At 55.2% G+C, this 12056-nt stretch carries 10 protein-coding genes; 6 read left to right on the top strand and 4 right to left on the bottom strand.

Going from position 1 to position 12056, the window contains the following annotated elements; genetic code table 11:
- Positions 1–128 precede the first annotated feature (128 nt).
- From ypfJ to ypfH, 3 genes are all read left to right on the top strand, one after another.
- Entirely contained in the window at positions 129–1001 is an 873-nt protein-coding gene (ypfJ, locus tag F3J40_RS04990) for a KPN_02809 family neutral zinc metallopeptidase (protein ID WP_167012803.1), read from the top strand.
- Entirely contained in the window at positions 998–2989 is a 1992-nt protein-coding gene (locus F3J40_RS04985; protein WP_167012802.1) for a tRNA(Met) cytidine acetyltransferase TmcA, read from the top strand. The genes ypfJ and F3J40_RS04985 overlap by 4 nt, the downstream gene beginning before the upstream one ends.
- Before the next feature lie 89 nt (positions 2990–3078).
- Positions 3079–3762, top strand: a complete 684-nt coding sequence (gene ypfH / locus F3J40_RS04980; RefSeq protein WP_167012801.1) for an esterase — start codon at positions 3079–3081, stop codon at positions 3760–3762.
- Between the two features lie 64 nt (positions 3763–3826).
- Here ypfH and F3J40_RS04975 read toward each other — a convergent pair whose 3' ends face one another.
- Genes F3J40_RS04975 through F3J40_RS04965 form a run of 3 tightly spaced genes read right to left on the bottom strand, consistent with a single transcriptional unit; the run spans position 3827 to position 5535 of the window.
- Positions 3827–4015: a YpfN family protein gene (locus F3J40_RS04975; RefSeq protein ID WP_017347719.1), complete on the bottom strand. Its 189-nt coding sequence runs from the start codon at positions 4013–4015 to the stop codon at positions 3827–3829.
- A gap of 22 nt (positions 4016–4037) precedes the next feature.
- The gene (gene dapE, locus F3J40_RS04970) at positions 4038–5165 is read right to left on the bottom strand and encodes a succinyl-diaminopimelate desuccinylase (RefSeq protein WP_167012800.1); all 1128 of its coding nucleotides are present in this window, start codon (positions 5163–5165) and stop codon (positions 4038–4040) included.
- 1 nt (position 5166) lies between these two features.
- The gene (locus F3J40_RS04965) at positions 5167–5535 is read right to left on the bottom strand and encodes an ArsC family reductase (RefSeq protein ID WP_167012799.1); all 369 of its coding nucleotides are present in this window, start codon (positions 5533–5535) and stop codon (positions 5167–5169) included.
- Between the two features lie 345 nt (positions 5536–5880).
- On the opposite strand from F3J40_RS04965, the gene ypfM reads away from it, so the two are divergent.
- Entirely contained in the window at positions 5881–5943 is a 63-nt protein-coding gene (gene ypfM, locus F3J40_RS25160) for a protein YpfM (RefSeq protein ID WP_139015967.1), read from the top strand.
- Between the two features lie 103 nt (positions 5944–6046).
- On the opposite strand, the gene acrD is transcribed toward ypfM, so the two are convergent.
- Positions 6047–9163, bottom strand: coding sequence for a multidrug efflux RND transporter permease AcrD (gene acrD / locus F3J40_RS04955; protein WP_167012798.1), 3117 nt, complete (start codon positions 9161–9163; stop codon positions 6047–6049).
- A 539-nt stretch (positions 9164–9702) separates the two neighbouring features.
- On the opposite strand from acrD, the gene ansP reads away from it, so the two are divergent.
- Both ansP and nudK read left to right on the top strand, forming a co-directional pair.
- Positions 9703–11184, top strand: coding sequence for an L-asparagine permease (ansP, locus tag F3J40_RS04950; protein WP_167012797.1), 1482 nt, complete (start codon positions 9703–9705; stop codon positions 11182–11184).
- A gap of 129 nt (positions 11185–11313) precedes the next feature.
- Positions 11314–11892 (top strand): GDP-mannose pyrophosphatase NudK, encoded by a 579-nt coding sequence (gene nudK, locus F3J40_RS04945; protein WP_017347709.1) that lies wholly within the window; start codon positions 11314–11316, stop codon positions 11890–11892.
- Positions 11893–12056 lie beyond the last annotated feature (164 nt).

Here is a 12056-nt window from a genome sequence, read left to right as displayed (position 1 = left end):
ACGGAGCACTCTTGTGGGATAGGCCGTATACGACGAACTGTTTCCGTAAAGTCTGCATGGCACTGGTAGTTACGCATGCAGGGCACTAAAATTATGCCCAACAGAGGTGTCACTAACAGGAGTACAGCATGCGCTGGCAAGGTCGTCGTGAAAGCGACAATGTAGAAGACAGGCGCGATCAGCAGCAGTCGGGCTACGGGGGCAGACAGATCCGTCTGCCGCGCGGCAAGGGTGGATTAGTGATCTTAGTGCTGGTCGCGATTGCCGGTTACTACGGTTACGACCTCACACCGCTACTGACCGGTGGCGAAAGTGTGGCACCGCAAACACAACAGCAGCCGCGCCAGAGTGCTCAGGGCCAGGATGAAGCGGCGAAGTTTACCCGCGTAATTCTTGCCTCCACGGAAGACACCTGGAGCCAGCTGTTTGAGAAAATGGGCCGCCACTATGTCGCACCTACTCTGGTGATGTTCCGTGGTTCCACCACCACCAGCTGCGGCACTGGCCAGACTGCAATGGGCCCGTTCTACTGCCCGGCGGATCAAAAAGTCTATATCGACCTCTCTTTCTACGATGAGATGCAGCAGAAGCTGGGCGCGGGCGGTGATTTTGCTCAGGCTTATGTGATTGCCCATGAAGTTGGGCATCACGTTCAGAAGTTACTCGGTATTGAACCGGCCGTACGCAAACTGCAACAGCAGGCGACAAGCCAGGCGCAGGTCAATGCGCTGTCGGTGAAAATGGAACTCCAGGCAGACTGCTTTGCCGGCGTCTGGGGCCATTATGAGCAGCAGCAACACATGCTGGATACCGGCGATTTAGCCGAAGCGCTCAATGCCGCAGAAGCCATTGGTGACGATCGCCTGCAGCAGCGCAGTCAGGGACGCGTCGTACCGGATAGCTTTACCCACGGCACTTCTCAACAGCGTTTAACCTGGTTCAAACGCGGCTTTGACAGCGGGAATCCTGGCCAGTGTGACACCCTCAATAGCAAACTATGAATTTAACTGATACCACCCGCATCATGTTGGATGCGGGTATTCGCCGTTTGTGCGTCATCAGCGGTGAAGCCGCCTGGGCACAACATCAGACGCAGGACTGGCAGCAACAGCTCACTGGCGGCTGGGTCACAGTGGGAGCAAATCCCCTTTCTGCTGGGCCACACAGTCAACCCACCGCGGTGAAAACGTTGCTTGGCCGAGAATTCAGCCATGGAATTTTTGATGCACGTGAGGGTTTCAATGCCGAAGCCTTTGCGGCACTGGCGGGCACGTTGCGAGCAGGCAGTTGGTTGCTGCTACTGGTGCCAGAGTGGCAACGCTGGGCGACACAGCCAGATCAAGACAGCCTGCGCTGGGCCGATAGCCCACAAGCCATTGCCACGCCGCAGTTTGTGACTTACCTACAACAGTTGATACTGGCCGATCCCGAGGTATGGATAGTGCGTCAGCATCAGCCGGTACGGGTAAGGGAGACGGGCCAATCCTGGCCCCAGTGGCAGTGTCGTGCATCTGCGCGTCAACAGGACATTCTGGCGCAGCTGCTGGCGATGCCAGAGGGTGTGGCGGTGATCACCGCTGCGCGCGGACGCGGTAAATCCGCTCTGGCAGGAATGCTGGCGCAACGCTGCGGCTCAGCGTTGGTGACGGCTCCCGCCAAAGTCTCCACTGAAGTATTGGCCCGGTTTGCCGCACCGCATTTTCACTTTCTCGCGCCGGACGTTTTGCTGGCGACGGAAGCGTTGCCCGAGTATGACTGGCTGATCATCGACGAGGCGGCGGCGATCCCAACCCCTTTACTGCGCGCGCTGGTCCTGCGCTTTCCGCGCGTATTGTTAACCACTACCGTGCAAGGCTACGAGGGAACCGGGCGCGGCTTTATGCTGAAGTTCTGTGCTGAGCTGGGAAATGTTCGCCACTTCACCCTTGATGAGCCTTTGCGCTGGTGTCAGAACGATCCGTTGGAGCAGTGGCTTGAACGCGCCTTTCTTTTTCAGGATGAGGTGCCGTCAGCACCTGTTATCCAACCTGAAATGACCTGCCTGACACCCGCCGACTGGCCGCGTTTCACCCCGCAACTCAGCGCGGCTTACCGGCTGCTGGCAGCGGCGCATTATCGTACTTCACCGCTCGACCTGCGCCGTATGATGGATGCGCCCGGGATGCAATTCTGGCTAGCGGGTAACGGACAGGGCGCATTATGGCTGGTGGAGGAGGGGGGATTAGCGGCGGATTTGGCCCAGGCGGTCTGGGCGGGATTCCGGCGTCCACGCGGCAACCTGGTGGCGCAGTCGCTGGCGGCACATGCCGGATTTACCCCGGCCGCGATGCTGCGTTCGCGCCGTATCAGTCGGATTGCCGTAGTGGCAAGTCAACGTCGTCACGGGTTAGGACAGGCACTGGTGCGGGCAGCGGAGCAGCGAGACGATGGGCTGGATTACCTTTCCGTCAGCTTTGGCTACACCGCTGAGCTGGCCGCATTCTGGCGGCAGTGCGGTTTTACGCTGGTACGCATTGGCAGCCAGCGTGAAGCCAGCAGCGGTTGTTATGCGGCGATGGCGCTCAAGGGCATCAGTGCTGCGGGTAAACAATTAACCGCCGAGGCACATCAGCAGTTAATTCGTGACTGGCCATTTATGGCGACTTTCATCGATGTTGATCCGGGGTTACCGCAGGTGGAGACGCTGGATTTTACTGCGCAGGATGCGCAAAACGTGGCGGGATTTGCCTGGGCTCAGCGGCCCTTTGAAGCCTCACTGCCTGCATTAGCCCGGCTATTGGCGCAACTCTCCGCCGTATTCCCGCTGCTGGGTGCCGCTGTCGAACAACAGCCGCTGGCGGAACTCACGGCTTGCTATCAGCTAGCGGGGCGGAAAGCATTGATAGCTGAGCTGCGCCAGCAGGCTGCACAGGCGTTATGGTCCTGGAATCATGAAAAAGCCGCCGCCTTGCAGGCTTTTTGTCTGGCGATCGATCCGTTAAAAAACTGAACAGCACAACGAAAAATTGCACCAGGTTATTCAAATTTTCCCGCTATCACGTTGCCAACGGCGGCGTATAGTGATCGCAGGAGGTAATTATGCACTATGTGATTGTTCAACAACCCGTAAGCTCGGCATCGCAACTGTTCCTGTTGTACCACGGCGTGGGGGATACACCGGAGTCGATGGCGGAGATTGGGAGCTGGTTTGGCCGCGCGTTCCCGGAGGCGCTGGTCGTGGCCGTGGGTGCACCACAACGCGATCATGCCCGGCAGTGGTTTATTGAAGCTGGCGGGGAAGGTGCGGCATCGCAGGTGGCGATTGACGCAATCCTGCCCACTTTTGTGGAAACGGTGCAGCACTGGCAGCAGAAGAGTGGCGTCAGCCCGTTGGGAACCGCTTTGGTCGGTTTTTCCCAGGGTGCCACGCTGATCCTTGAGGGGATCAACGCCCATCCTGAACTGGCGGGGCGCGTCATCGCTTTCAGTGGACGTTTCAACTCGCTACCCGCGAAGGCATCGCGCAAAACCACTATCCACCTGATTCACGGTGATAACGATCGGCAGATCCCACTCACTCATGCCGTAGACGCTGAAGAGCGAGTGGCGGCCTTGGGCGGGGATATCACGCTGGATATCATTGATGAGCTACCGCACGCCATTGATGATAAAGGGATCAATATTGCTCTGAATCACCTGCGGAATACCGTACCGAAACGCTACTTTGATGAGGCATTAGGCGGGGCAAAACCGGGTGAGGATGATGTGGTGATGATGATGTGACAGGCGGCGGTGAAGACATCACCGCCGGTTCATTCAGGCTGGCTGCTCAGGCAGCCAGTCAGGATCACTTCTTCTTCGGCCAGTCGTCTTCATCATCCCATTTATCGTTGAAATCACGATGTGGCGGGAGATCTGGCTTGTTTTCCATGTACTTTTTCGGATCAATGCGTTTGAGATCTTTATAAACGTTCATCAGTACGCCCACCAACAGCAGAATCAATATTACCCACCAGTAGTGTTTAATAAATTCCATATCATTTCTCCTCGGCAGCGTCTCAGCCCAGTAGCTGCTCCATGATGCGTTGATACATCCGACTCAGGGTCTGCAAATCGGCGGCTTTTACGCATTCGTTGATTTTATGAATGGTGGCATTCACCGGCCCCAGCTCTACCACTTGCGCACCCATACGCGCAATAAAGCGCCCGTCGGAGGTGCCACCCGTGGTTAACAGCTGTGGGTTAATTTCATTATAGTGCGACACCGCATTTACGACGGCATCCACCAGTTTACCGCGTGAGGTCAGGAACGGTTGACCCGACAGACGCCAGTCAATGGTGTAGCGCAGTTGATGGCGATCCAGCAGCGCTTCAACGCGCTCACGAATCATCTGGTCGGTCAGTTCAGTACTGAAGCGGAAGTTGAACTGCACGAAAAATTCGCCAGGAATGACGTTATTGCTACCGGTTCCTGCCTGAACGTTGGCTACCTGCATGCTGGTAGGAGGGAAGAACTCATTGCCCTGGTCCCACTCGGTCGCTACCAGCTCATTCAGCGCGGGCATCGCGCGATGCACGGGGTTATCCGCCAGATGTGGGTAGGCAACATGTCCCTGCACGCCGTGGATCGTCAGGTTCGCAGTAATCGAACCGCGACGGCCATTTTTCACCACATCACCCACGACTTCGGTGCTAGAGGGTTCGCCCACCAGGCAGTAATCCAGGCGCTCTTTACGTGCCATTAGCGCTTCAACCACTTTGACGGTGCCGTTGACGGCGCTGGCTTCTTCATCCGAGGTGATGAGAAACGCCAGGCGTCCGGTATGATTTGGATTAGCGGCAACAAAGCGCTCAGCAGCAACCACCATGGCAGCCAGTGAGCCTTTCATATCGGCGGCACCACGGCCGAACAACATGCCATCACGGATGGTTGGTTCAAACGGTGGGTTGATCCAGCGATTAGCATCGCCAGGAGGCACAACATCAGTATGACCGGCAAAGGCCAGCGTTTCGCCCTGACCGCGCGTCGCCCAGAAATTTTGCGTATCGCCAAAATTCATCGTTTCGATGTGAAAGCCAGCGGTTTCCAGGCGTTCGATTAACAGCGCCTGACAACCTGCATCATCAGGGCTCAGGGAAGGGCGGCGGATCAGCTGCTGTGTCAGCTCAATGACCGGACAGAACATGTTATGACTTCTCCTGAATAAAGGTCTGATAGTTATCTTCATTGAAGCCGAGCAGCATAGAACCGTCTGCGGCGCAGAGCAATGGGCGTTTAATGATTGCCGGCTGTGCCAGCATCAGCGCTGCCGCTGAGTCAGCGTTATTGATTGCCTCACGCTCCACTTCAGGCAGCTTACGCCAGGTGGTACCGCGCGTGTTCAGCAGGGCTTCATAACCCAGCTCAGCAATGAATTTTTGCATCAGCGCCTCATCCAGCCCGTCTACGCGGTAGTCGTGAAACTGGTAGGCCACGTTCTGCTGCTCCAGAAAACGTCGGGCTTTTTTGATGGTGTCGCAGTTTTTGATGCCGTACAGGGTGAATGCAGCTGTCATCAGAGACTTCTCGTTTTAATGTGTTAGGCCCGCATTTTATCACAGCCGAGCCTTGAGTGGGGGGGCACCCACAGCGCACACCTGTAAGCCGAAAGCGGTTACAGTCACGCGGGGTATCAGTAGCCGACAAAGCATGAGTCTGATAAGCGTTGGCAGAAAGCAAGGGGAAAGTGCGAACGGGTGCATTGTTGTTGTAGATGAGTCGCTTGCTGAAATGTGCGTCAGCCAGCAATTTGTGCAAAATGGCAGCGATAATCGGTCAAACCTATAGCGATAAATGGTGTAAACGTATTCACCCTGCGCATAAAGGGGCGTAGAATTGGCCCTACAATAAGAGAGGGTAGTATGATTGACACCGAAATGGGGAACTGGAAAGAATTTATTGAAGCGATGTTACGTAACAAGTAATACGCATCAAGAAAAGCAGGGCGATTCCCCTCTTGCTGTAATTCTGTCCGAAAACATAAAGGCAGCCACTTATCATGGCTGCCTTTGTTGTTTCTGCGGATGACTAATCCAGCGGTTTTTCACGCAGCGGGAAGCGGCGACGTACCAGCACAAAGAACAGCGGTACAAAGAAAATCGCCAGTATCGTCGCCGAGATCATCCCGCCCATAACGCCAGTTCCTACCGCGTGCTGGCTGCCAGAACCTGCACCGCTGCTGATCGCCATCGGCAGGACGCCAAAGATAAAGGCCAGAGAGGTCATCAGAATGGGCCTTAAGCGCTGGCGCGAGGCTTCCAGCGTTGATGCCAGCAGCTCGCCCCCTTTGCTGTTGATCTCATTGGCAAACTCCACGATCAGAATGGCATTCTTCGCCGACAGGCCGATAACGGTAAGTAGCCCCACCTGGAAATAGACATCGTTCTCCAGCCCACGCGCCCAGGTCGCCACCAGCGCGCCAATAATGCCCAGCGGCACCACCAGCATCACCGAGAACGGAATAGACCAGCTCTCATACAGCGCGGCGAGACACAAGAACACCACCAGCAGCGAAACGGCGTACAGCGCCGGGGCCTGCGATCCGGAAAGGCGTTCCTGGTAGGAAGCGCCGGTCCACTGGAAGCCCACGCCCATCGGCAACTGGCTCACCAGTTTCTCCATCACATCCATTGCGGTACCGCTACTGACGCCGGGTGCGGCTTCACCGACAATTTCCAGTGAAGAGTAGCCGTTATAGCGTTCCAGGCGCGGTGATCCGGTTTCCCAGCGGCTGGTCGCAAAGGCAGAGAAGGGCACCATGGTGCCGCTGCTGTTGCGCACGTACCATTTATTCACGTCGTCCGGCAACATGCGGAACTCGGGCGCTGCCTGCACATAGACTTTTTTCACTCGGCCACGATCGAGGAAGTCATTAACGTAGGTCGAGCCCCATGCGGTTGTCAGGGTATCGTTGATGGTATCCATCGAAATCCCTAGCGCCTGGGCCTTGCGTTGATCGACATCGATTTGCAGCTGTGGGCTGTCATCCAGCCCGTTGTGACGTACGCGGGTCAGGGCCGGATTTTTGTCCGCCTCAGTCAGCAGCAAATCGCGCATTGCCATCAGTTGGGTGTGACCGATGCCGCCATGATCCTGCAATTCGAAATCAAAGCCGGAAGAGCTGCCCATACCGGTAATAGCAGGTGGACTGCTGGCAATGACCCGGCCTTCTTGTATCTTTTTAAACGCTTTGGTCGCGCGTTCGATAATGGCAAATGAGGTGCGATCGCTACCGGGACGATCTTCCCAGTTCTTTAGCCGAATAAACAGGCGCGCCACGTTTTGTCCGTTACCGCCAGGGCCGGCCCCGATGGTGGAGAACACCGACAGGACGTTATCCTTCTCTGCGGTCATGTAATACTGCTCGACACGTTCCACCACTTTGGTGGTCTGTTGTAGGGTCGAACCGGCGGGTAGCTGTACCTGAGTCAGAAAGACGCCGCGATCTTCTTCCGGCAGGAATGACGTCGGCAGGTGATAGAACATAAAGGCCATTACGCCGATGATGGCCAGATACAGCACCAGCCAGCGCCCGCCGCGATGGAGAATACGCGCTACGCCGCGCTCATAGCGATTGGCGTTGTGATTGAAGTGGCGGTTAAACCAGCCAAAAAAGCCGCGTCGTTCATGATGTTCACCCTGGGCGATCGGCTTGAGCAGGGTGGCACAGAGTGCCGGGGTAAGAATCATCGCCACCAGCACTGACAACACCATGGCAGAGACGATAGTAATGGAGAACTGGCGGTAAATGGCACCCACGGTGCCGCCGAAAAATGCCATCGGCACAAATACCGCTGACAGCACCAGCGCAATGCCCACCAGCGCGCCCTGAATCTGCCCCATGGATTTTCGCGTTGCGGCGCGAGGCGATAATCCCTCTTCGCTCATGATACGTTCGACATTCTCGACCACCACAATCGCATCATCCACCAGCAGGCCAATCGCCAGCACCATGGCAAACATCGTTAGGGTGTTAATACTGAAGTCAAACGCGTACAGCACGGCAAAGGTGCCGAGTAACACCACGGGAACGGCGATGGTCGGGATCAGCGTGGCGCGGAAGTTCTGCATAAACAGATACATCACGCCAAACACCAGCACGATGGCTTCCAGCAGGGTTTTTACCACATCGGTGATCGAGGCCTTCACAAACGGCGTGGTTTCGTAGGCGATTTTGGCTTGCAGCCCGTGTGGGAAATAGTGTGATAGCTCTTCGACGCGAGCCCGCACCAGCTTATCGGTGTTCATCTCATTCGCGCCAGAGGCAAGTTTAATGCCGAGGCCAGAGGCAGCTTGCCCATTGTAGCGGCTAAGGTAGTCATACTTTTCTGCGCCAAGGGCGACATCAGCGACCTGACCCAGGGTCACCACGGAACCATCGGTATTGGTTTTCAGCGTGATGGCTTTGAACTGTTCCGGCGTGTTCAACATCGACTGGGCGTTCACGGTGGCATTCAACGCCTGCTTCTCCACCGAAGGCAGCCCACCGACCTGGCCCACGGCGACCTGCGCATTTTGCGCTTCAATGGCACTGACTACATCATCGGTCGTGAGTGAATAAGCATTCAGTTTGTTGGGATCGAGCCAGATACGCATCGCGTACTGTGAACCGTAAGCATCCACTTCACCTACGCCATCGATACGGCTCAGCGGGTCCTGAATGTTACTGGCGACATAATCGGCAATATCCTGTTTGTCCATACTTCCATCGGTAGAGACAAACGCCAGCATCAAAATATTACTGTCACCGGTTTTATTGACCGTTACCCCTTGCGACTGGACCGCCTGTGGCAGTTTTCGCAGCGCCGACTGTAGCTGGTTCTGTACCTGCTGGCGCGCTTCATCAGGGTTAGTTCCGGCGGTAAACGTCAGGGTGATCTGCGCCTGGCCGGTATTGCTGCTGTTAGAGGACATATACATCAGGTTATCGATGCCCGTCATGTTCTGTTCGATAACCTGAGTGACGGTATTTTCCAGCGTTTCGGCGGATGCGCCGGGATAGTTCGCGGTGATACGCACGTTGGGAGGGGCGAGATCGGGGTATTGCTCAACAGGCAGTTCGATGATGGCTAACGCGCCACCAAACGACAGTAAAATCGCCAGAACCCAGGCAAAAATGGGACGGTCGATGAAAAAATTTGACATCGAAACCACACTCCTCAGTCGCATTCAGTTTTTATTATGGTGCAAATCCCGGTCAGCTGACGCGGGAAACAGCCTGGCTCCAGAGCCCAGAATCAGCCGTAACGACCTACTTTACGTGGGGTAAATTAGGAAAACGTGGAGAAAATATGAAGAAAGTGTAAGTGCGAGCAGAGAGGGCGCAGAAACAGTGTGCCTTTGCCGATAAACAACAGAAAATGCTGTAGACAGGGTGGCTCTGATGTTCGAGTCCGGGGTTTTTTATTAGCATATTCCGCTGGGTTTTTGCGATTAAGATCGTGCAAAGTCGCTTTTTATGCACCGTTTTTGTGCACCGCAACGGATTATTGCAAAAGATGCCCTACAGTCAGCCAGTATATTTTGCTTCATTCACGCAGAACGGGTAGGATTCTTCGCCGTGATTTCCCGCAGAAAGTAATGCATTTTCATGCAGCGCCACGCGGTAAAGACACTCCATTTCTCACGGTGGAACGCAAACGATTGGTTTGCCGTGCACGATGGTCAGGACAAACAGGAAAGCTATGAAATCTACTACAAAAACAGCAGCCGAACTTCGCGCTGCAAAAAGACGCTGGCTGAATTCTCATGACTCCGGCTACCACAAAGCGATGGGGAACCGTCAGGTACAGATGATCGCCATTGGCGGTGCTATCGGTACGGGTCTGTTCCTTGGTGCAGGCGCTCGTCTGCAACTGGCGGGTCCAGCACTGGCACTGGTTTATCTGGTGTGCGGGATCTTTTCGTTCTTTATCCTGCGTGCGTTAGGGGAACTGGTTCTGCACCGCCCAACCAGCGGAAACTTCGTTTCCTATGCGCGTGAGTTTCTTGGGGAAAAAGCTGCTTACGTTGCCGGATGGATGTATTTCGTCAACTGGGCAATGACCGGGATTGTTGATATCACCGCAGTAGCGCTTTATATGCACTACTGGGGCGCGTTTGGCGATGTACCGCAGTGGGTGTTTGCCCTCGGTGCGTTAGCCATTGTCGGCACCATGAACATGATCGGCGTGAAGTGGTTCGCCGAGATGGAGTTTTGGTTCGCACTGATCAAAGTGTTGGCCATTGTGGTGTTCCTGATTGTCGGTACTGTTTTCCTCGGCAGCGGTAAGCCGCTGGATGGGAATACTACCGGCTTCCACCTGATTACCGATAACGGCGGCTTCTTCCCGCACGGCTTGCTGCCTGCGCTGGTGTTAGTCCAGGGCGTGGTATTCGCCTTTGCCTCTATCGAGCTGGTGGGGACTGCCGCAGGGGAAACCAAAGATCCGCAGACGATGCTGCCAAAAGCCATCAACAGCGTGATCTGGCGTATCGGCCTGTTCTATGTCGGTTCTGTGGTACTGCTGGTGTTGCTGCTGCCGTGGAATGCTTACCAGGCAGGTCAGAGTCCGTTTGTTACCTTCTTCTCGAAGTTGGGTGTCCCTTATGTGGGCAGCATCATGAACATCGTGGTACTGAGTGCGGCGCTCTCCAGCCTGAACTCTGGCCTCTACTCGACCGGACGTATTTTACGTTCAATGTCGATGGGTGGCTCTGCACCGAAGTTCATGTCCAAAATGAGCCGTCAGCAGGTGCCTTACGCCGGTATTCTGGCGACCATCTGCGTCTACATCGTGGGCGTGTTCCTGAACTATCTGGTGCCTTCACAGGTATTTGAAATTGTTCTGAACATCGCTTCACTGGGTATCATTGCTTCATGGGGCTTTATCGTGGTGTGCCAGATGCGCCTGCGTAAAGCGATCAAAGAAGGCAAAGCCGACGATGTCAGCTTCAAGATGCCTTGGGCACCGTTCACCTCATGGTTGACCTTGGTGTTCCTGCTGGCGGTGCTGGTGCTGATGGCGTTCGATTACCCTAACGGGACTTACACCATTGCGTCTATTCCGCTGCTGGCGGTGATTCTGGTCGCAGGTTGGTTTGGTGTCCGTAAGCGCGTTAACGAAGTCGCGATGACCGAGCACGATCATCTGCACGCGCATGACGAGCACACAGAACAAAAGTAATCGCGAGATTGCACGAAAAGAGCCAGCCTCAGGGCTGGCTTTTTTATTGCCTGCGACCGGGTAATTCAGATAGTTTTCCGCCCCTCTAGCCCCTATGATGGCAGACTCCATGTTGCCATTGGGGGACCCATGTCGTTAAAGATTAACCTGATCAAAAATAAGCTGCTGTCCGATAACTGGTTCGTCCTGCGTAACTACGTTTACGAGATAACCACCAGCAAAGGGGAAGTGGTCCAACACAAGCGCGAAGTCTACGATCGCGGCAATGGCGCAACCATTCTGTTGTATAACCGGGAAAAAAACAGCGTTGTGCTGATCCGTCAGTTCCGCGTCGCCACGTGGGTCAACGGCAACACAGACGGTATGTTGATTGAAGCCTGTGCGGGGCTGCTGGATGATGATTCGCCGGAAGAGTGCATCCGTAAAGAAGCCGTAGAAGAGACGGGCTACGTGGTGGGTGAAGTGCAAAAGCTGTTTTCAGCCTACATGTCACCCGGCGGCGTGACGGAAATCCTGCACTTCTTTGCCGCGGAATATCATGAATCACAGCGCGATAATGTCGGTGGCGGCGTTGATGATGAAGATATTGATGTGCTGGAACTGAGCTTCCCTGAAGCGATGGCCATGGTGAAAAGCGGTCGCATCTGCGATGGTAAAACCATTATGTTGCTGCAACACGCGCAACTGGCGGGTTGGCTGCACCTCTGATTCTACGCGCTGGCTTCAGGTGGAAACGGTATTCCTGAAGCCAGGTGCGGTCACACTCCGATAAATCTGATTGAGCCCTTTTCTCGCCACGGCGATCATAATTCTTGTGCGCGATTAGGCGGCTTGCCTCTGTTTTGCCTACAATTAATCCACTCGGTGATATC

The sequence above is a fragment of the Candidatus Pantoea multigeneris genome, assembly GCF_011752615.1.
GTDB lineage: Bacteria > Pseudomonadota > Gammaproteobacteria > Enterobacterales > Enterobacteriaceae > Pantoea > Pantoea multigeneris.
This window is presented reverse-complemented; position numbering and strand designations above follow the sequence as displayed.

Coding starts and splice junctions, on each gene's coding strand:
- ypfJ (WP_167012803.1), top strand. CDS start 129: ATGCGCTGGCAAGGTCGTCGTGAAAGCGACAATGTAGAAGACAGGCGC.
- F3J40_RS04985 (WP_167012802.1), top strand. CDS start 998: ATGAATTTAACTGATACCACCCGCATCATGTTGGATGCGGGTATTCGC.
- ypfH (WP_167012801.1), top strand. CDS start 3,079: ATGCACTATGTGATTGTTCAACAACCCGTAAGCTCGGCATCGCAACTG.
- F3J40_RS04975 (WP_017347719.1), bottom strand. CDS start 4,015: ATGGAATTTATTAAACACTACTGGTGGGTAATATTGATTCTGCTGTTG.
- dapE (WP_167012800.1), bottom strand. CDS start 5,165: ATGTTCTGTCCGGTCATTGAGCTGACACAGCAGCTGATCCGCCGCCCT.
- F3J40_RS04965 (WP_167012799.1), bottom strand. CDS start 5,535: ATGACAGCTGCATTCACCCTGTACGGCATCAAAAACTGCGACACCATC.
- acrD (WP_167012798.1), bottom strand. CDS start 9,163: ATGTCAAATTTTTTCATCGACCGTCCCATTTTTGCCTGGGTTCTGGCG.
- ansP (WP_167012797.1), top strand. CDS start 9,703: ATGAAATCTACTACAAAAACAGCAGCCGAACTTCGCGCTGCAAAAAGA.
- nudK (WP_017347709.1), top strand. CDS start 11,314: ATGTCGTTAAAGATTAACCTGATCAAAAATAAGCTGCTGTCCGATAAC.